The organism is Nocardia sp. FBN12 (assembly GCF_054031145.1).
The window spans coordinates 1,432,051-1,451,629 of the sequence record NZ_CM132926.1 but is presented as its reverse complement, the minus strand read 5'-3'; the positions used below and the strand labels follow the sequence as shown (position 1 = coordinate 1,451,629).

Sequence of the window (19,579 nt, the reverse complement as noted above, 5' to 3'; positions counted from 1 at the left end):
TCGAGACGAATTCCGGGCGCCGCAGCGCGAGGAAGTTCGTATGCGGTTCACCGGCTAGGACTAGATTGGCCGGCTGAGAGCCACTATGGACAGCGGTGACGCGAACCACAATGGCGAGTAACATCATATGAAACCAACAGCGCAGAAATATGGGGTGAGCAGCATGAATGCCGGCGAAGACGTGGCAACCGAGAACGCCGCGCGAGTGCTGCATGTGCTGGAGACCCTGGCCGGCATGGAGCAACCGGCAAGCCTGCTCGCGATCGCCGGAGCGTGTGATCTTCCGAAGATGAAGACCTTCCGAGCCCTCCAAGCTCTTCAGCACCGCGGATACATCGATCACACCGGGCGCAGCGGCTACCGAATCGGAACTCGCTCAGTGGCATTGGGATCGCTGATCGGCCCACGCCCCGCTCTTCAGCAATACGCCCGCCCGGTTCTCAAGCGGCTGGCCACGGCGACCGGAGAGCCGGTAGCGCTCCACCTGAGAAGCGGATCGCACAGAGTGCTGATTCTGGCCGTGACCCCACGCGGCGAGATACCGGCCGGGTTTCCAGTGATTGTGCCCCTCGGGGAACGATCACCGCTGACTTCCGGATGCAGCGGCACTGCTATCCTCGCGTACCTACCCGCCGCTGAGGCCGAACACATCATCGAATCCAGGTCACGTGGGACCAGGCGACCAACCGTGAGGCAGTTGGACCGGGTGAGGGCCGACGGATTCGCTATGTCATTCGAAGAAAACCATCAGGGAATGAACGGGATCGGCGCCCCGGTCTTGGACCCACTGGATAGTTCGCCCCTCGGCTCGCTCACTGTCGCCGGTTCCGCGACCCATCTGAATGAGCGAGTGTTACGAAGTTTCGCGCCAGATCTTATCCGTGCCTGTGCCGACTTGGCGCCTCAAATGGCGCGCTTACTCGGCCCGAACGCGTCCGCGCCCTACCCAGCGCTCAATGTATCGGTTCAGCATCTCCTCGATGACGTGTAAAGCTCAGTGCGACTACCAACGCCTGCAGCGGTCCCGAGTCGTCGATCGTCACCGTGGCGGGCGGGCTGTCGGTGCGGGATTTGGCATGGGTGTTCGACCAGCTCGCACCGGCTTCGACACCTACGAAACCGAGTTCGCGTGGTCATCGTCTTGGCGGACGCGCAGTCCAAGACTTCCAGTGCAATGGGCCTCCCTTACACGCTCCGCCAAAGAGGTACCAGGACCGGGCCTCTGGCGAGGCAACGGATGGACTTCCTGCTGTTGTTCAGCGATCGTCAGCGCGTTGTGATCGAGCTCGACGGCCGCCAGCATTATGCCGATGACCGCGGCCTAGCTGACCCGATACATCGTTCACTGGATGACGACGACAAGTTGATTGTCGTACCCGCCGATAGGGAGCACGTGGACGACGCGGTGATCGCAGCCGCCGTCGCCTTTCAGGAAATCGAAGGTCGGTATCGCATCGTCCGGGAATAGGGACCTGCCCGGCCTGCTCGGAGCCTCATCGGGAGTCGTCCCAGTTGCGTCGCGGAGACGTCCTCTACCCGGACACCGCGCAACCCGAAGGGCAGTTGCCTGTTCGGTCACCGGCAAGCGGTGGGAATCGCTGCGACAGCTTGCTGCACGTCCCGCTCGAGGAGGAAGTGGTTCAGCGCGATACCGGCTTTCGTCCCGGCGCCTGCGGCATTGATCAATTGGGCAGGTGGACCGACGAATGCGACCGCTCTCGGAACGATCTGGCCGTCTGCAAGTTCGATACCGTGTAGCTGGTGGTCCTGCACTACCAGGCCGGCGATCTCGCCTTCGGCGATGCGGATCCCTCGGGCGGTCAACCTGGTGCGTTCCTCGACGGCCAAGGTAATCCGGTTCGGGAAGAAGACCACGTCCGAGGACCACTGCCGCACCAGCGAAGCCTGGTGAATCGTGAATGGCCGGTTGTCGCCGCCGAGCACCGCGAGTGGCATGTCACGCACCTCGTACCCGTGGCAGTACGGACAGTGCAGGACATCGACGCCCCATCGCTCCCGCAGGCCAGAGACCTCGGGCAACTCGTCGCGCAACCCTGTCGCCACGACAACGCCACGGGCTGTGAGATCGGGGCTGCCATCGCACCGGACGACGAATCCTCGGTTCCCGAGTTGCTCGATCGCTGTCGCCCGAGCCTGTACTACCCGCCCGCCATACCGGATTACCTCGTCCCTGCCGATCGCGAGCATCTGCGCTGGGGTCATTCCGTCCCGAGTTGATTCGCGTTGATTCCGGTCAAAAGTGTGGGGTTTCTGTGTGGCGCTTTCCGAGCCCGCACCCATGGCGCGGCATGGACTCGTCGATGTTCAGGCGTGCGCTGGGTCCGCCCGGATCGGTATTCACCCAACCCGGTGCTATGAGCAGCAACGTGCGCGGGTCGTCGCCGTGCCGCGCGGCGAAGCTGAGCATCAGCTGGTTCAGGGCGGACTTGCTGGCCCCGTGCTCCCTGGTCGGGAAGGCCACCACGGAAGATCTGGCGGGGCGGCCGGCGAGGGGCTCAAGCCGAACGGGCTCTTCGCGGTACTCGTGCAGCGTCGGTTCGCCGACCCCACCCTGCCGGTACCACCCCGAATCGCGGACCCGCGGTGAGGCTTTCGGGGACCGGCCTTCCGGTCGCCAGCGGTGACATCTCGATGATCGCACCCCGGCAGCTGCGTCGCCCGCTCGGATCGGGGTATTCCACGGAGTGAAGGGCGGTGACGCCGGGTCGCTGTGCACCGTGGCATCACGATCGTCGGTCCGCTCATCGGCTCGACTCGCACGCGGCCAGCGGGCGGGCGGCACCACACGTATACCGGTGTAACCGGATTCGGAGACTGTCATGATTGTTTTCCTCGGCCTGGTCCTGCTCATCGCCGCGGTGGTGATCGGCACGGCGGGCGTGCTGAGCAACAGCGGACCCGCCCACACGCTCAGCGACGACTTCAGCCTGCTCGGCTACCACATCACCGCAACGTCGGGCACGTTGTTCCTGTGGGCAGTCGTGCTCGGAGCCCTCGGCATGCTCGGCCTTGTCCTACTCACCGCCGGCGCGCACCGTTCGTCGCAGCGCCTGCGACAGACCAAGGCCGATCTTCGGCTCGCCCGTCGCACCGGCACGAGCGGGCGGACCTTCCGTTCTTCGGCCGAACCGAAGGAGAAGGGGACCGTGCTCGCGAAGACACCGCGTAGTGCGAGCGCACGCCGCACCTGGCGACATCCCTTCGGTGACCGCTCCGCCGACGCCGTGACGCACTGACCCGACCGCACGGAATCGTCCTCGGCACCCACCGACACATTGCCTACGTGGCCAACCGCGAGACCGGTAGCGTCCACGCGATCGACATCCGTTCCCGGACACTGACAGCCACCGTGAAGCTAGAACCGGTCAGATCCGCGCGCCCTTCTCGAGATTGCATCGACGGCACAAGATTTGGAGGTTTCCGACGCTCGTTGCGCCACCTCGACTAAGTGGGATGACGTGATCGAATTCGAGGTAGTGGGCATCGCCGCATTGACAACACCGACCGCCGTCTCGTTGCCAAACCTCGGATTTCACATCCGGCGGTATAGATCGGGTATCACGTTGTCCAGGAGCGAGAACCAGTCGCTTCGCGATCCGCAACGCTCCTTCCAACACCGCTGCAACAGTGCTGGGTCGCGTTGTAGAACACGAAATCGTCGTTCGTCCGGATCTTTCCGTTCTCGGCCAGGAGAAGCGCTTGCGGATCGACGTCGTACTGGGATTCCCACGTCAGGGTCACCGCCACCGTCGATGCGGTGACCGCAGCGTTTTCACCTCTGGAGAGCTTCACGCCGTGCACACCGTTCTTGCAGCGAATTCCGTTACGCACAACGCCTTCCCGGAGCGGATGTGGCTACAACTCAGTCAGCCTGCCCGCCGCGTTACTTCAGCAGTCGAACTCAGGAGCGTAGGGCCTCTTGAGCGATGGGTGGTGTTCCTCCCCGCCGACGAGGAACAGACGGCGATACGCGTGCTCTACCGTGGCGTGAAGTTGCGTCCCGTTCATGCGTTCCCGTTCATGCGGCCAGTACCCACGGACTGACGATGCCGGATGCCCTGGGCAGTAACGGGATACGCAGACTACGGAAGAAGCCCGTCGAGCGCGGCCTGATACTGCGGAATCAAGGTCTCGTCGATCGGGCTCGGCCCATCACGCTTGAAGCGCAGCACGATCGAGCCGTTCCTGTAAATCAGAGAGGATTTCGACATGACGGTTGCGTACTTCTCCGCAGCCGCTTCGCCACCGAACTGGTACACCGAAACCGGATCAATCGCAATCATCTGCGAACACCCCAGATCTGCGCATCCAGCTACCTTGGTGCGGTCCGCGCGCCCCGTAGCAGGAAGGCCCGCAGCCTCCATCGCATCGACCACAGCAGCAGCGGTAGTGGCTGCGGGCGGAAGCGAGGATCTCACCACAGACGTCGTTGATGCCCCAGCGGACACCACCACCGAAGGAGTTACAAACACGCCGTCTTGACCGGCGCCACTGCATGCACCCAACCCAGCCGCCAAAGCTGCGATGCATCCAGCAACAGCTACGCGCCTCACAACTGTTCTCCTAGCATGGCCGGTCTTCTGAACGGTGCCCTGGTCGACGAATAGTACCGTCCTGCAAAGCATTCCGACCTTGTCGAACTCGGACTCCTCCAGGAGTGATGCATGAGGTAGGCATCGTTCGTTCCGTGACCCCGCGAGCACCCTCGCCCCTGTCTCGTCCCGAGTTCGTTCAGATCCGCCAGTACTTGTCGGGCCGTCTCGCTAATGTCACGCTCATGGACGCGGTGCAGGTACAGAAGAAGCTCGAGCTCTCTCCCGATGAGGACTTCATCCTCACCGCGTGGCAGTACCAGATGATGCAGCGCGACATCGCCGCGTCGAAGGGCAAGCACCTTCCGTCCAAGCGCGAAATCCGTAACTCCTTTCGCGACAATGCCGTTGCGGCCATCGTGGCGCGCGACCAGGACGACTGGTCGCCCGCTGTCGCAGAAGTCGTTCACCAGATCGCCGCGGATGGTGAGTCTCCGAATCTCGAGGCACTCGAGTCAGCTGGGCCCCAGATCTCCTCGGTCGTGGCGAGACGGTCACGGGCTCTGCTTCTGCTGATCGATCTGTATGGGTTCGAGCCGTGGGTGGAGGGCAAGTGGGACAAGGCTGTCCGCGCCGAAGCTCTCGCCGCCGCCCATCGGTCGATGGATCAACTCCATCCCGAAGACCTCCCTGCTGTGGAAAACGCATACAAGGACGCGATCAAGAAGCTGTCGAAGGCAAGTAACTGGACCAAGTACGCGCTCTTGGCTGGAGCCGGTCTCGGACTCGGTGTCCTGACCGGCGGCCTCGCCGCACCAGCAATCGCCGGCGCGTACGGAGCGCTTGTTCTCGGATATTCGGGCGCGGTGGCCACTTCGGCGGGCCTGGCCGCGATCGGCGGCGGTTCCATCGCTGCCGGTGGTCTCGGCATGGCCGGTGGTGCCGCCCTCATCACCGGCTTCAGCGGCGCCGCAGGAGTCGGGGCAGTCACGCTCGCGGGTAAGGCTGCCGGGTTCACGGCCGCTCGCATCGCCGCCGACGCCATCCGAATCCACGTCGTGACCCAGCTCGTGCTGCGCGATGTCGACGGCAACGAAGAGGCAGCCAAGGCTGTCATTGTCAGTCTCCGCGAGCGCGTGACAAGCCTGGGCAAGACCGTCGTGACTCTCGCCGAGCGAATCGAAATCCTTCGTGCGCAGCTCGAGACAAAGCAGGCAGAGTTGAACGCGGAGCGGGATCGACGCCAGGCGGCCGAAGATCGCGTCGCTCGCTTCCGGATCGTCGCTGACCGGCTCAAGGAGCGTGTCACCGGACCGGAGAATGATGAACTTCAGGCCTTGCTTGCCGAACTCGAGGATCTGGAGGGTGAGAAGAAGACCGTGGAGACCCTTGCTCAGGGGGTATCTGTCCTCGCTGACGACCTCGAGGAAGCAGCGTGAGCGCCAAAGGCGGCAATTCGAGCGACCGGGTCTCGCCGATCGATGACGACTATGTCGGCAACTTGGACGCGCTCACACGCGACCTCGATGCCATTGAATCGATTGCTGCATCGGCACTTTCGGACAAACAAATAGACCACACGGCCACGCAGCGCGTCGTGAGCACCTCGACTGGCCTCACCTATTCCGAACTCACTGCCCACCATCGGCAGCGTCGCGAAGTCGAGGGATGGGGTGAGGCCGACATCGCCGACATCCTCGACCCGATCGCACTGCACCAACTCGATGGGTGGCGGGCGGCCCAAAGGGTTCCGTGGGAACGCGGCGACCTGGTCGTCGTGGGTGTCTCAGGGCTCATCGGCGCACTCGGAAACCTCTACGACAGCCAGGTAGACGCCGCGGTACTCAGCGGCCTGTCCTTATTGAAGAAGACTGACCTGCTGCGCCGGTGGGAGAGGCAGACCGCCCGACTGCCCATCGATTACACCGGCCCGAAATTCGGCGGTCCGGCACATCGCGTTCGGTCGGCCGGCCACGACATAGGGCGGTTCTTCGCCGCCCTCAATCAGATCCGCACGGGAACCTTCGAAGGCACGTGGTGGGAAGACGGACAGCGGATGGTCGAGAAGGTTGCGACAACTCGCTCCGGTCTACCGTTCGCGCAAGCGCCCGAGCGCCACCTCGCAGTCGCGCTTCTGTTGAAACACTGGGCCGCCGATTTTGTCACCCCGATGAACTTGCCGCTGGCGGGCTGGACACTTCTCGGCGAGATGTCCAACCCTGACCTGCGAAAATTCGCCAACGACGCGTACGCCGGAACGAACTCCGGCGACGGATTGAACCTTCGCTCCGGAATGCTGACCCCGGGCCTAGGGATGCTCGCGACCGAGGTCGTCATCCGAACCCACACCCACCTCGGGGCCTACCGTTGCACGGGCTCGGCACGGCTGGCGACTTCCGCAGCGGCCAAACACACAGAGATGCTGCTCGCCGCGCACGCCGCAGCCGGAGCGATCAGTCTGTCGAAGACCACCGCAGCCGCGATTGCTGGTGAAACCGTCGTCGCCGCTCGACATCTCAACATTCCTGTCCTCATGCGGATCGGCATGCTCGCGCTGAAAGTCCGCTCCGACGCCGCGGCCCGTGCAGAAGCTGGAGCACCGTCGTGGGAACAGTTGCTCGCTGACGAAGCGGCGACTTGGACCCTGCCCGAGGCGCTCACCATCGCGGATCTTTTGGCAAACTCGGTTGGTCCGTCGGCCGCCGACGAATCAGTGGAAGTGTATGGCCAGGCTCGGCCGAGTGGTCAGCACGATCCAGGAGTCGACCTGCGTTCGGCGGGCTGGCCAAGGCCGATTCTCTAGCCGTTGGCGTCGCATCCGATGCCATCGCCATCCCTGTCGAGCCGATGCGGATCTCCGGGCGCAACAGCGACAGGCCCCGGATAGTCGCTGCAGTCGGTATCGGGGCCCATTCGCTGATTCGGAAGACCAGTCTGCGCAGGTGGCTGCCAAGAAGGCTTCGGCGGCGGTGGCAGCGGCGTCGTCAGTGGCGGTGGCGGCGGCGGCGGCGCATTCTGCGGGGCTGGTGTCGGCGGCTGAGTGGTCACCATCTCCTGTGCACGGTCTCCGAATGCCGGGCATGTCCCCCACCCGCCTGCGTTCGTTGCTCGCGCGGTCGGCTCCGCAGCGCTGATCAGCGACCAGTGTTTGTCGTTTGGTTGGTACAGGACCGCCTCGGCATGACCGGACTGCACCAGCGACAGGTTGACGAACTCGCCTCGGGGATCCCACATGTACAGCAAGTATCGGCCGTACCGATCACGCAACTCCTGATCGCGTTGCACCCACACCGTTGACCCGACCGGTGCGAGGCGAGTGAGTTCCGCGGTCGCTTCCGGGCCGAAACACTGGACCGGCGTGTTCGGATCCTTTGTCTCCGGCGCGTTGATCTCGAGCAGTCGAACGTCGACCGTGCTGGTGGAATCCAATGCCGGGCCCGCTGTCACGGCGGCTACCGCGAGCGTATCGCCATCGACAATGCGCCGAACCACGGCCCGCTGCGCGTCAGCCGGCACCCCCGTCGGTGCGATGGCAATACCTTCATTCGACTGTCCGGAGGTGGTGCTCGCATCGTCGGATTCGACTGTGGGAGAGACGAACTGTGCTGATGGAGTGACGGTCGTAACCGGCGCAAAGCTGGTGCTCTCGGAAACCGACGAACGCTCCTGGTCCGGGGCCAGCCCGATGCCGATACCTGCCAGCGCGGCCACACCCGCGACAGCGAGGACCGTCTTCGCGGTGCCCGTCATCGGACTTTCCTCGGCCTGTTCGGAAGCGGTTGCCGACCGTGTCGACCGGCTGGTACCCCGCTGGATTCCTGCTGGGCTTGGTCTTGGTCGCGATCGCGGCGGATGAGCCACCAGCCGCACCACCCAGCCAAGACACCGAACAGCAGGAAAATCCCGATCTCGGCGTCGACGGCGGCGGCGGACGCGAACAAGGTTCCCAGGGCCAGACCGGCCCATGCGAACATAGTCAGGTGCCGACGAGGCGCATGCTCGACACGTCTACCGGTCCCCGCGCGCTCAGTGCCGCGGACCGTCTCGGGGCCGGGTCTGTAGCTCGGGGTCGCAGTGATGTGTTCGGTCCACGCCCGACCGTCCCACCAGCGCAGGAACCCCGGGTTAGCGGGGTCCGGGTACCAGCTCGCCAGTGCAGCAACAGATACTGAGACCGCCTTCGCGGACTCGTGCGAGGTGTGCCGAACCGGTGTGGTCCCGGTGGTGCGGCTGTCGGCGAGCGCTTTCAATAGCGCCGCATACAGCGGCTCGAAATCTTTGGCCATCTGCTTTGTCGCCAGAACAGCGTAGGGATTGGCCCCGCCCGCCGTGATCTTGCCGTGGAAACGCTGCTCGCCACCGACCACGAATTCCAGATACCCATTGACCAGCATCGACGGGCGCTTCCACACGACTTGCTCGACACGGCTGATCGGGAAACACTTCGACTCGAAGGCGTTGATCTTCGCCGCGACCCTGGCGAGGCCGCCGGTGCGTTGTATTTCGATCCACCAGCCATCAAAGGTGACGGTGCCGTTGTGGCCTTTGACGGCGATCGGCCGCTCGAGCGGTGCCAGCGGGCTCTGTCCGGGCCGTAGCGGGCCCGGTTCCACCTCCGCCGGGTTTGCCCTCGAGGTCGGGGGCACAGCGGCACCGGTCTGCCCGCCTCCTTCGTTTTCCTGGTCGTCCACCGGTCGCTCACCTCGCTCGGTATACAAATGCAAAATCGCAGTACAGAGCCAGTTTGTTACGCAGGCTTTGGTCGGCTCGCGCCCAACTGATCGAAGAACTGGCTAGAACGCCGGGTCTTTCTGACGAGGTGGGTGCGGCCACCAGGACATCCCCTCCGGTAAGGAGGCGTCCTAGGTTGACGGTGTCGATCTGGAGGTCATTTAGCTTGTCGACGCATGCTGCCCAAGCGTCGAGCACAACCGCTGGAAGGCCGTGACCTCGCGGGCTAGAGAGCTCACGAGTCACCGGAGCAAGAACGGATGACGGAAACTGGGTCGAGTAGAGTGCCCAGTGCCGGTGAAGACAGGTCATGCCAGCTCCCCGCCTACCTGACCCTCGGATCCTATTCGGCAGCAACGGGTCCCGGATGCATCCGCCTTGACCTCCCGAGCGACGAATGCCAGAAGGTCATACAAGCGAACCTGCTCGCTGCCCCCGCCGCTGCGCCCATAGGTCCGCAGCAGGTGATGACTGAGCAGTCCATATCCCGAGGTGTGGGTCCTCCCACGCCTCTTGCTCGCCGGTCGCCGCCGCGAGAATCAGCGTCAGGTTCCCGCCATACGCTCCAACATTGGGGCGGGCTGACCGACGGCGGCGGACTCATGGAACCCTTCCGCGTGAGGTGAAAGCGAGTCACGCTGAACTCGCCGACGGCGCCGCGAGGGTGGCTACTCCCGCGTCTTCGGCAGGCCGTGGAGTTCAAAAACGTGGGGTTTCTGTGGGAATTGACCAAAAACGTCAAGTCTCCGAAAAAGAGAAACACCCTCCAACCCAGACCAGAGGGGGTTTTCACTGTCGGGCTGACAGGATTTGAACCTGCGACCACCTGGCGCGGGTTCCAATTGTCCAGAACCTACCCATCAGTTCCCAATAGTGCTCAGCACCAGGCCTTTTCACGAAACGACCGTTCGCAACGATTCCCGTTGATTCCGGTCAAAAGTGTGCGGTTTCTGTGTGGCGCTTTCCGAGCCCGCGCCCATGGCGTGGCATGGACTCGTCGATGTTCAGGCGTGCGCTGGGGCCGCCCGGGTCGGTCTTCACCCAACCCGGTGCTATGAGCAGCAACGTGCGCGGGTCGTCGCCGTGCCGCGCGGCGAAGCCGAGCATCAGCTGGTTCAGGGCGGACTTGCTGGCCCGGTGCTCCCTGGCGGCGTGGCCGTAGAGCCGGCCTTACATCCTGAATGTGCTTGGTACAGCCGCCGTGCGTGCGTGATGCTGGCCGGACACGTCGACCGCTACAACCCCTCCGGCGGCAGCCCACTCAACCGGTGCGGTGATCCGCTGTGTCGTTGCCGGTTCTGGGCCTCTGCCGAAGACAACGACGCCGCACCAAGCCGTGAGGGCAAACCCGCCGAAGCCTGGTACGAGGCCTGGATCCGGTTCGAGGACTACCGCATATTCACCGTGCCCGCCGACGAATCCGGTCCCGCCGCAACCGGAATCGCGCTTCGCGGGGTGCCGCTGCTGCGGCTGCGCAAGGTCCGCGACCCCGCACCCGACGGCGGCGAACCCGCTGACCACAATCCCTGATCCCCGACCGATCCGGCGTTGCGCCGGTCGCCGTCCGGCGTTGCTGTGACCGGTCCGGTCGGTGCCTGGGCGGAACGATCGGAAGCTTCGGGCACACGACCAACGTAGTCAGGCCAACCCCTCCACGTCTGGGCATGTACCCGACGGCCATGACCATCCACCACCGACGGTCGTGATCCGGCATTCGCTGCGACCAGGTTCGGGGCCGGATCAATTGGCCCACAGCCGCTCGCCGGTACCCGCGGCCACCCACCCAAAGTCGTAGACCGAGACGGGCCCCGCAGTCGGCTCGCTCACGAAAGCGGGTGCGCTATACCCCCGACCGATCCGGCGTTGCGCCGGTCGCCGTCCGGCGTTGCTGTGACCGGTCCGGTCGGTGCCTGGGCGGAACGATCGGAAGCTTCGGGCACACGACCAACGTAGTCAGGCCAACCCCTCCACGTCTGGGCATGTACCCGACGGCCATGACCATCCACCACCGACGGTCGTGATCCGGCATTCGCTGCGACCAGGTTCGGGGCCGGATCAATTGGCCCACAGCCGCTCGCCGGTACCCGCGGCCACCCACCCAAAGTCGTAGACCGAGACGGGCCCCGCAGTCGGCTCGCTCACGAAAGCGGGTGCGCTATACCTGCGGCGCAATGTGTTCCGGGTGTAGCGGGGACAGATACGTAGGACGTTGTTCGTCGGCGGATCGTGCGTTGTCGGCGAGCAACCTCGAGAGTGCTTGACGGCGGCCTTGTTCGGCCGCCACATAACTGGGCGCGTCGGTGATGTCCACGTCGTCGGCGATGCCGAGGGCACGGGCTACGGCAGCCAGGACGGCGCGGGCATGGTGGTGGCCGAGCCCGGGCAGGACAGCTTGGAGGTTGACCGGCGTTCCGTGCGCGATGCTGACGGCCAGCGGCACCAGGCGGTCGTAGATACTGCCGAAAGGTCCCGTTTGCTGGAAACGGGGCAGCGTGGACCACTTGATCCACGCGATGGTGGTTGAGTGCCCTTGCCTGTCGGTAATCGTGGCGACTTCGATGTGGGCACGAACTTCGGGGTGGTCCAGTAGCCCGGTGTCGTCGAGCAGATCGATGGCCGCACGGTGGAATTGATTGCTTGCTCTCGCACACCAGGTCCGGAGCTGGCGGCGCAAGGCGTCCGGGGTGGGCTCGGTCATAGGGTTGCCTCCGGTTGTCGTGGTGGGCTGTCGCCGACGGAACCAACTGTGAGGGCTTTCGCCTGCCGTCCGAAGGTCGGAGACTGAGAACGGGTCGCCATCAGCGGGTGTGAGGTCGAATCTGGCCATAAGCAGCGAGGAACAGGTCAATCGCCGCGTCGACGGTGTCGGTGGTCGTTGCGGCGGCATCGAGCATCCGCGCGTTCAAGGGTGCCCCCACGACCAGCCACGTGAGCTGTTCCGCGGCCGACTGAGGGTCCGGGATCCGCAGCATGGCGCGGGCGTCGAGCATCTGGAGTGCCGTCGCGAGGTCGCCGATGTTGCTGATCCAGCTCTTGTGCAGATAGTTTTTCCCGACCTCGGGGTGACGGGCCGCCTCCGCGGTGACCAGCCGGCGCATCTCGACCACGGTCGGCGAGAGAACTCCTGCCCGAAGCGTTTGCGCCCACACGAGGAGGCCCTTGCGGACATCCTCGGTAGCTTCGAGCCTCGCGAGGGCAGGTCGTAGCGCGTGACGGCCGGCTGTTGTCCAGTCCTGCACGACCGCGGCGAACAACCCGGCCTTCGACGGGTGCTCCCGATAGAGCGAGGCTTTGGAAATCCCTGCGCGCGCGGCGATCTCGTCCATCGACGTTCCCGCGAACCCGAACTCCAGAAATACCTCACGGGCCACGACCAGCAGTTCGGCACCAGACTTTCCTGGCGGCCGGCCACGACGTCCACTTGCAGAGCTCATGTCTCCCACTTTAGTACTTGACAGTACCGGGACGGCTTCCTACATTTAGTACCACCAAGTACTTAAGGAGCTGACCATGGTTGTCGCAATTGGTGTGGTGGTCGCGGCGGTGGTCTCGTTCGCCATCAGCGCGGTGCTGTACGCGTCGCCCCCCGTCGCCGCGCTGGTGTCGCGGACGAGCGCCCCACGTCCCGGGATCGGCCTGCCTGCGCAGATGGCGTTCGTGATGCTGCGTGGCCTGCTGGCAGCCGCGGTGCTGGCGGTGCTGCTGCTCGCCGGCGACCGACAAGGACCCGGCGCAGGGGCGGCGCTGGGCGCTGTCGTCGCGATCCTTCCGGTGACCATCCTCAGTGGCGCCGTCGTCCACGAAAACGTTCCGATCCCGACCGCTCTGATCCACATGACCGACTGGATCCTGAAGCTGGTCATCAGTGGTGTCGTGCTCGGACTGTTCATCTGATCCTCGACCGACGACCCCGCGCCGGATCCCGTCACGGCACTACTTTTCGCCGACGCGATGACTTTTCCGGCGTAGGCACGTCTGCATTGAGGGAAGGGAGACTCTAGTGCGCAAACTGATCGTGCAACAGTTCGTTTCGTTGGATGGCGTGGTCCAGGGGCCGGGATCGCCGGAGGAAGACCGCGAACACGGTTTCGAGGGCGGCGGCTGGACCGCCCGATATGCGGGCGACCTGGTCAACGACACATTCCTCGCATGGACGGCCGACGACGACGCGCTGTTGCTGGGACGAAAGACCTACGACATCTTCTTCGCATACTGGCCCACAACCGGAGACCACCCGATCAACAAGCGCCTGGAGGCGATGGACAAATACGTCGCTTCACGCAGCGTCAGGTCCGCGGAGTGGGTGAACACCACCGTGGTCGACGGTGATGTGGCCGCCGCTGTCGAAGCACTCAAAGAGGAGGCGGGGGGACCGATCTGGGTGTCCGGCTCCGGCAACCTGACTCATACACTCATGCGCCACGGCTTGGTCGACGAGTATCGGCTCCTCATCTTCCCGGTGGTCGTCGGGTCCGGCAAGCGTCTCTTCGTAAACGGCGCGATCCCCACCGACTTCGATCTGACTTCGTCACGCACGGTCGCCAACGTCATCATCGCCACCTACCAACGCCGCGACTGACTCCCTCGGTCCAACGTTCCAGCAGAGATTGCGAGCCAAGTGCTACCTGCACCGAAAACCCGCACGACCGATGGCTTCGGCCGATCAGGGCTCGCCCGCGACGTCAACACACACTGGGACTCGAGCTATTCATCGACACATATGGTCGGTGCATCGAAAATCCCATACGCACCGGCAACACGGTGCGCCTTTTGACTCGGCGCATTGAACGAGCCTGCCCGCACACGTCAGCGGTGGTGGCCACGAAAGTTGCTGTGAGCAAATGAGAGCGAGGGTATGACGATGATGACGTCGGCGGATAACTTGGATGCGGGTGTGCGGTGAGGCAGTCACCTACGCGCCCGATGCGATCGGTTCAGAACCACAGTGTGGGGTTCGCTCTGCTGCGCTACGCCGCCATCGGACTGGTCCTGGGTGGATGCCTCGCAACCGTCCTCGGCGTCATCTTGACGGTCCCCGTTCTGGGAGGCCCTTCCTGCCAGTCGTTTTGCGAGGTCCGTCAGTCAGGCAGCCATGCCGAGGATCGCGAGGAAGATGTGCCTTCGCGTACGAGCTGAAACTCACGCCACCGATCGCACGGGAATCGGCAGATCAGTACGTCAGTGCGTTCAGAACCGCATGGCCGCGATGGTCAAGTGGGCAGGCCAGCTCGAGGATGGGCACGTCTTCGAGTAACTGCATGTCGTCGACGTAAACCAGTTCCAGCAGAGCATCATTCACGCTGCGACGGAGCCCGGTCAGTTCCGGTGTGGGTAGTACACGTTCGGTCTCAGCAGTGATGGGAACGATCACCAGCAGATCGAGGGAGGCCAGTGCGGTGCGTATGGCGGTTTCGTCGATCCCAGCTTCCGCGTCGACGCCGATGGCTGCCAGATATGTGAGGAAGTCGAGGGGTGTCCTGTCGTATACCGCAGCGGGTGCGGGATCACCGAGTAGGCGCATCGCGTAGCGCAACTGTGCCCAATAGTCGGCGGCCACGGGCGGATACGCGAATTCGTATCCTTCCTCTTCGAGTAGTACGTACGGTTCCTGGATTGCTGTGTGCCCGCGCTCCAGTCGCGCACAGAGCTCTTCGACCAAACTTGTCTTGCCGGTTCCATGCGGTCCGGAAACCCCGATGCGCAACTCTGCCCCTTCCAATGTCTGGTCACTAGTCTGCGTCCTGCAAGGAATTGTGCGGAAATCAGGTGTGGAGTCCAGGGTGTCGGGATGCCCAGGCTGGAGACCGCTGCCCTCTCCTTTGAGGCGATCGCGCCGAAATTTAGCTGTCTGCAACCATTTCCGGATGAGGAGCCCGAGTAACACGGCCACCGCCTCGTCGTCGGTCAGCGTCAGCGGTGGCGTTCGGTATCCGGGAGCGAGCCGGTATGCGCCGTAGCGGCCCCGCACCGATCGGACGGGGATGTCCAGTGGCTGGCCAGTTTCTATCAGTACGTGACCGGCGTCGAAGCCGACTGGGCTACACCGCATTTCGCCGATATCGTCACACCGGTCGGCACCCTCGCGATCGGAAGCGCCCGCACCGTGGCGCTGTTCGCAGCGGGCAGCGCGCGCCCAGTCGACAATCACACCGCGATCATCGAATTCCGGGTCCCCGACGTCGATGCCGATTACCGGCAGTTGACCCATCCCAAAATACCCCAAGATTTCGGAATGACTGCGCGTGATCGAAAATGGACGCCAATGTTTTACGTTTCGCTATATCCGCAGGTAGGTCGCGCGTGGTGACTGCCAGTGATCAGCCGTGACCACAGGAACAACCCGAACGAACAACGGCACGTTTGGGGTTCAAGTAACCACCGACGTTGCACACCCGCGCCCTCAACCTATGGCGAAATCGGCTTCGACCACCAATCGATCCAAACAAATTCCCAGGTCAGCTACGTTCCCATCTTGGATGTGCCCCGCCGTGGGCACCTCGAAGATGGGAACAGGACCGCCCCAAACCGGCGGCCCGGGCATAGTTAGATCGAATAAGAATCGGCGATGACCAGGCGTTTTCCGGTTGCCCATGTTTGTGTGTACTGCCGGGGGCGCAAGACCGTCTCTGACCTGCGAGCAGCGGGTCAGAGACCGGGTGGCCGACAAGCACATGGCCAGTACGTTCTCCACGACCGGCGCAGACCGAAACCGTCGCGCCACCCTGGGCGGCGTGAGGTCCGGGTCGCCGAGCATCTGCACGATACGAGTTCGGTGACCCGTGATGGCGTCGCTCGATCCCGCGGCCACTCAGCCCCAGGCACGAATATGAGCGCGAATCGATGGTCGGCGCTCACGGCCGCTGACACCAGAAGCGTGGCGCGGCCGAGAACGGTCGACACGTCGCCGCGTGGTTCGCGAGACCCGTCGCTGCCGAGGGAAGCACGGCGTCGGAGTTTGTCGGAGTTTGTCGGCGTTTGTCAGAGTTTGTTGGCGAGGACGTACGGCGCCAACGGTGGAGTCGGCTCCACGCTCACGGCGCCGGTTGCCGGGCGCGGACCAGCTCTCCGGCACCGAGCTGCACCAGTACCCCGGCAATCGGTTCCGCCGGCCAACCCCACCGCGTGGGGCACCGAATCGGTGGTGGCGTCGATACCGGGTCGGTCCGGAAAGTGTGTTGTTGATCTTGGGCCCGTACCAGCGGATCTCGCGGTAGATCGTCGACGGTGCCCGCCCCCGCTGCCGCGGCGGCGGTGGTCGACAATCCCTCACCGATACCCACCCAGAACTGGGCAACGACCGCCCTCCGCTGTGGCACACCATGCAACACTCCCGTCTCGATCGAGACCGTTGCATTCACCCCTCGAGCCCAAGCGAGTACTGTCCGCCACCACGTCCGCCGAGGTCATGCGGAGTTCGCGGTCAGTCTTTGGAGTGTCGACCCCCGCCAGGGACGGGCGGCTCACCGGCTTCACGGAATGTCAAGCGCGGCGGCTTGTAAATGCGGGATACGTACGCGTAGCGCATATCTCGTCCGCCCGGACGGGACACGACTCCGTATTTGGCCGGGTCACCGGCGAACCAGATCTCGCGAGTGGCGTGATTCACCAGTTTTCCCCGGTTCCACGCCCACGTGCTGAGCAGGAGTGTGCCCACTGTTTCGCCGTGCGGGCCGAGCAGGTCCACCCACTCATAGCGGGTACCGGACAGGTACCGGATCCGCCACACGGTCCACGGGTGCCGCAGGGCCTTGCGGCGGCGTCGATTGATCCACAGGAAGCACCCACCGAACATCGTCCCGAAGATGAAGTACTGCGAGACCAAGACCGCCACGCCACTGTCTTTGCTGATCAATACGACGGTCAGTGGTCCGGTGGCCAGCGCGGTGAGTAGCAACGGCCACCGATTCCACCAGTTGCGGCGCAACGCTCGCCTGGTCGGTGGAAACTGCCGAGCCGGTCCGGGCGGCGGCGGAACGTCCATCGCGGGTGGCCGGTTCACAGGTCGAGACTCGTGGTCGTCGAGGAGGATACGAATTCGAGGCTCGCCGCCATTCCGAATAGCATGGGGCCGAATTCCGGCCCTCGATCGACTTCGGCGGTAGCCACCTCGACCACCGCGACGGTGGTGCCGTCCGGTGAAGGAATCACCGCTTCCATCTGGTAGGCGTGCGCGGCATCGTCGGATTCCCGCAGCGCGGGCAGGTCCGGGTAGGGGTAGTGGCCGATGCCCTCGCTGAACAGCAGTGGTCGCTCGCCGACATCGACACCTTCTACCCGCCAGCCGATCTCGTCGCGGGTCTTGTGCTGCGCGATATCGGCCAGGGTGAGGCGAGGATTGCGGGGTGCACCTGCGTCGAGGCACGAGATTGTCAGCCAGGACACCACCGGATGCCCGTCGGCACTTCGGTGCGTGCCGATACCGCAGTACACGGCATTGCGCTCGGCCAGCACCTCCAGCATGAATTCGAGTGTGCCGAGAGTTTTCGGCACACTCTCGCGCAGCGTTCCTGTGGTCTGCTGCGACAGCAGTGGGTCGGCGGCCGAGATCGCGGTGGCGATACCGGTCAGCGGGAGTTCGTGGTAGCCGGGCGGGATTTCCACAGCCACGGCGTAGCGCGGCGGTCGCGCCGGATTGTTCGTCATTGTTCGATACCCTCGATCGCTCAGTCCCCGAAGATGCTTCCCAGGGCCACGCCGGCCACTGATCCGACCGCGCCCTCTGTCCGCTTCAGTACCGTGAGCGCCACAGCGGGATCGGCCACACTGTGCGCGCCCTCCACGCCGGTGACTTGCAGCAGCCGGTTGACCCCGTTGGTAACGCCGGTATTGGCCATGATGTCCGTTACGCCCCCGACGTTGTGGTCGGTCATGAACTTGTTGACCAGCCCGGGATTGTGAGCTGCCTCCGACCATGCGCGTGCCATGCCCTCGAAACGGCCGACATCGCCCGCCGCGTCACCGAGCATGGCTACTTTGCCGACCTTGCCGAGTGCTCCGACACCGGGAATCAGCCCGAGCGCGTCGCCCGAGAGCTGCATGCCTGCGCTGAATTTCTCGCTCAGACTGCCGTGCAGCAGGTCGTCGCGTAGTTCGTCGTCGGTGAGGCTCAGGCCGAGTGCTCCGACGCCGGCCACCAGGGAAACGCCCAGTGCGATTGCGCTGATCGGGGGTGGGGTGATCACCGCCAGTAGACCAGCGACGGCCGCGGTGGTGGAGAGGATGTTGTGTAGGAGTTCGCGATTCTCCTCGATCCAGTCGCCGAGCGCGTTCACCGCGTCGACGATCTTGTCCCAGAGGCTCTCGTCGGGCTTGCTCGGCGCGTTCTTGGCGGCGTCTACGAGTGCTGCGGCGATGCGCGCGGCGAGGGCGTTGTGCACACCCTCGAGGTCGGTTGCGCGCCGGATGATCGCATCCAGCTTGGTTTGACAATCCGACACCGCCGTCACCGCCGCGTTCACCCGCGCGACCGCCGCGTCGAGGCGGGACTGGGCCGCCCTCAATTCGTCGGCATCGGAGAACCGCGCATTGGCCAGGCCGAGGTCGGGATGTGTGCGCGCCTGTGTGAGTGTGGTGTTCGCGGTGGCGAGCTCGGCACGCGCCGCGGCCGCCTCCTGTTCGAGTCCCTGCGCGGTGTCCTGGAAATCGACCAGGTTGGTGTGCCATTCGACGACGAGATCGACGGCCGATTCCAGCGACGTCTGGGCCAAGCCCAGGTCGGTGGACAGCGTGGCGTCGAAATTCGCCCGGAAGGCGTCTCCCGCCTCGCCTCTCCACACATCACCGCTGTCGAGTAGGCGGTTGAGCAGCGTCCTGGTCTCCGTCACGCCCTGGCGTGCCGCATCGATACGCTGCCGGAGGTTCGCCACTTCGGCTGTACTGCCGACAACTGGGTTGAACCCCAGGTTGGGGTAGGGGTCGGCGCTCACCGTTGTACCCCCGTGGCGTTGCCATCGGCTGTACCCTGCGCGTCGATCACCTGTGTGGCCTGATCCAACGCCCTAGCGAACGCGGAGTCGGCGGACACGTAGGCGTCATGGCATTGCGAGACACCTTCGGCAGTGGTGATCGCGGCCTCGATGATCCGTTCGATACCGAATTTCCAGCTGCGCTGAAAATTCGCGGCGGCGTCGTTCAGGCCGGTGGTGCCTATATCACCGTCGCCCGCGCTCTCCAAGGCCTTCATTGCATCACCAAGTACCTGTTCGGAGTTCTTCAGTGATTGCACCGTGCTCGCGAGCACGTCGATATCCACCTGGAAGTATCCGGCCATTTCTCTCCTCCCCCGTCCGATCTCT

At 64.3% G+C, this 19,579-nt stretch carries 21 protein-coding genes; 8 read left to right on the top strand and 13 right to left on the bottom strand.

The features are described 5' to 3' along the window. Positions 1-163 precede the first annotated feature (163 nt). Together ACWZHB_RS07190 and ACWZHB_RS07185 are read left to right on the top strand one after the other, a co-directional pair. Positions 164-991 carry an IclR family transcriptional regulator gene (locus tag ACWZHB_RS07190; RefSeq protein ID WP_427909104.1) on the top strand — a complete coding sequence of 276 codons (828 nt, stop codon included), beginning with the start codon at positions 164-166 and terminating at the stop codon, positions 989-991. A gap of 246 nt (positions 992-1,237) precedes the next feature. Beyond that, complete coding sequence (locus ACWZHB_RS07185) at positions 1,238-1,468, top strand: hypothetical protein (RefSeq protein WP_427907138.1); 231 nt, start codon at positions 1,238-1,240, stop codon at positions 1,466-1,468. A gap of 107 nt (positions 1,469-1,575) precedes the next feature. Here ACWZHB_RS07185 and ACWZHB_RS07180 read toward each other — a convergent pair whose 3' ends face one another. Beyond that, on the bottom strand, positions 1,576-2,064 hold the full coding sequence (locus tag ACWZHB_RS07180; RefSeq protein WP_427907137.1) for an NAD(P)/FAD-dependent oxidoreductase: 489 nt from the start codon (positions 2,062-2,064) through the stop codon (positions 1,576-1,578). A gap of 776 nt (positions 2,065-2,840) precedes the next feature. Here ACWZHB_RS07180 and ACWZHB_RS07175 point away from each other — a divergent pair. Beyond that, positions 2,841-3,257, top strand: coding sequence for a hypothetical protein (locus ACWZHB_RS07175; protein ID WP_427907136.1), 417 nt, complete (start codon positions 2,841-2,843; stop codon positions 3,255-3,257). A 129-nt stretch (positions 3,258-3,386) separates the two neighbouring features. On the opposite strand, the gene ACWZHB_RS07170 is transcribed toward ACWZHB_RS07175, so the two are convergent. From ACWZHB_RS07170 to ACWZHB_RS07160, 3 genes are all read right to left on the bottom strand, one after another. After that, a complete protein-coding gene (locus tag ACWZHB_RS07170) occupies positions 3,387-3,557 on the bottom strand; it encodes an HNH endonuclease (protein WP_427907135.1) in 171 nt (56 codons plus the stop codon). Positions 3,558-3,579: 22 nt separating this feature from the next. Next, positions 3,580-3,852 (bottom strand): TerD family protein, encoded by a 273-nt coding sequence (locus ACWZHB_RS07165; RefSeq protein WP_427907134.1) that lies wholly within the window; start codon positions 3,850-3,852, stop codon positions 3,580-3,582. A gap of 251 nt (positions 3,853-4,103) precedes the next feature. Then, on the bottom strand, positions 4,104-4,397 hold the full coding sequence (locus ACWZHB_RS07160) for a hypothetical protein (protein WP_427907133.1): 294 nt from the start codon (positions 4,395-4,397) through the stop codon (positions 4,104-4,106). Positions 4,398-4,798: 401 nt separating this feature from the next. On the opposite strand from ACWZHB_RS07160, the gene ACWZHB_RS07155 reads away from it, so the two are divergent. Both ACWZHB_RS07155 and ACWZHB_RS07150 read left to right on the top strand, forming a co-directional pair. Next, entirely contained in the window at positions 4,799-5,992 is a 1,194-nt protein-coding gene (locus ACWZHB_RS07155; protein WP_427907132.1) for a hypothetical protein, read from the top strand. Beyond that, positions 5,989-7,356 carry a hypothetical protein gene (locus ACWZHB_RS07150; protein WP_427907131.1) on the top strand — a complete coding sequence of 456 codons (1,368 nt, stop codon included), beginning with the start codon at positions 5,989-5,991 and terminating at the stop codon, positions 7,354-7,356. Before ACWZHB_RS07155 ends, ACWZHB_RS07150 begins: the two co-directional genes overlap by 4 nt. Here the strand turns inward: ACWZHB_RS07150 and ACWZHB_RS07145 are convergent. After that, positions 7,353-8,264 carry a thermonuclease family protein gene (locus ACWZHB_RS07145; protein ID WP_427907130.1) on the bottom strand — a complete coding sequence of 304 codons (912 nt, stop codon included), beginning with the start codon at positions 8,262-8,264 and terminating at the stop codon, positions 7,353-7,355. The genes ACWZHB_RS07150 and ACWZHB_RS07145 overlap by 4 nt on opposite strands. Positions 8,265-8,299: 35 nt before the next feature. Further along, a complete protein-coding gene (locus ACWZHB_RS07140; RefSeq protein WP_427907129.1) occupies positions 8,300-9,244 on the bottom strand; it encodes a DUF2510 domain-containing protein in 945 nt (314 codons plus the stop codon). Positions 9,245-10,493: 1,249 nt separating this feature from the next. On the opposite strand from ACWZHB_RS07140, the gene ACWZHB_RS07135 reads away from it, so the two are divergent. Next, positions 10,494-10,814 (top strand): hypothetical protein, encoded by a 321-nt coding sequence (locus ACWZHB_RS07135; protein ID WP_427907128.1) that lies wholly within the window; start codon positions 10,494-10,496, stop codon positions 10,812-10,814. Positions 10,815-11,439: 625 nt separating this feature from the next. Here ACWZHB_RS07135 and ACWZHB_RS07130 read toward each other — a convergent pair. Continuing rightward, positions 11,440-11,982, bottom strand: coding sequence for a hypothetical protein (locus ACWZHB_RS07130; RefSeq protein ID WP_427907127.1), 543 nt, complete (start codon positions 11,980-11,982; stop codon positions 11,440-11,442). 100 nt (positions 11,983-12,082) lie between these two features. Next, on the bottom strand, positions 12,083-12,718 hold the full coding sequence (locus tag ACWZHB_RS07125) for a TetR/AcrR family transcriptional regulator (RefSeq protein WP_427907126.1): 636 nt from the start codon (positions 12,716-12,718) through the stop codon (positions 12,083-12,085). Positions 12,719-12,794: 76 nt separating this feature from the next. Here ACWZHB_RS07125 and ACWZHB_RS07120 point away from each other — a divergent pair, with 76 nt between their 5' ends. Continuing rightward, positions 12,795-13,178: a DUF1761 family protein gene (locus tag ACWZHB_RS07120; protein ID WP_427907125.1), complete on the top strand. Its 384-nt coding sequence runs from the start codon at positions 12,795-12,797 to the stop codon at positions 13,176-13,178. A gap of 106 nt (positions 13,179-13,284) precedes the next feature. Further along, entirely contained in the window at positions 13,285-13,863 is a 579-nt protein-coding gene (locus ACWZHB_RS07115; protein WP_427907124.1) for a dihydrofolate reductase family protein, read from the top strand. Between the two features lie 591 nt (positions 13,864-14,454). On the opposite strand, the gene ACWZHB_RS07110 is transcribed toward ACWZHB_RS07115, so the two are convergent. The 5 genes from ACWZHB_RS07110 to ACWZHB_RS07090 form a co-directional block, all read right to left on the bottom strand. After that, entirely contained in the window at positions 14,455-15,492 is a 1,038-nt protein-coding gene (locus tag ACWZHB_RS07110; RefSeq protein ID WP_427907123.1) for a DEAD/DEAH box helicase family protein, read from the bottom strand. Between the two features lie 1,212 nt (positions 15,493-16,704). After that, entirely contained in the window at positions 16,705-17,283 is a 579-nt protein-coding gene (locus tag ACWZHB_RS07105) for a hypothetical protein (protein WP_427907122.1), read from the bottom strand. Beyond that, a complete protein-coding gene (locus ACWZHB_RS07100) occupies positions 17,280-17,927 on the bottom strand; it encodes a hypothetical protein (protein WP_427907121.1) in 648 nt (215 codons plus the stop codon). The genes ACWZHB_RS07105 and ACWZHB_RS07100 overlap by 4 nt, the downstream gene beginning before the upstream one ends. 20 nt (positions 17,928-17,947) lie before the next feature. After that, positions 17,948-19,210, bottom strand: a complete 1,263-nt coding sequence (locus tag ACWZHB_RS07095; protein WP_427907120.1) for a hypothetical protein — start codon at positions 19,208-19,210, stop codon at positions 17,948-17,950. Next, positions 19,207-19,554, bottom strand: a complete 348-nt coding sequence (locus ACWZHB_RS07090) for a hypothetical protein (RefSeq protein WP_378563952.1) — start codon at positions 19,552-19,554, stop codon at positions 19,207-19,209. Before ACWZHB_RS07090 ends, ACWZHB_RS07095 begins: the two co-directional genes overlap by 4 nt. Positions 19,555-19,579: the final 25 nt, after the last annotated feature.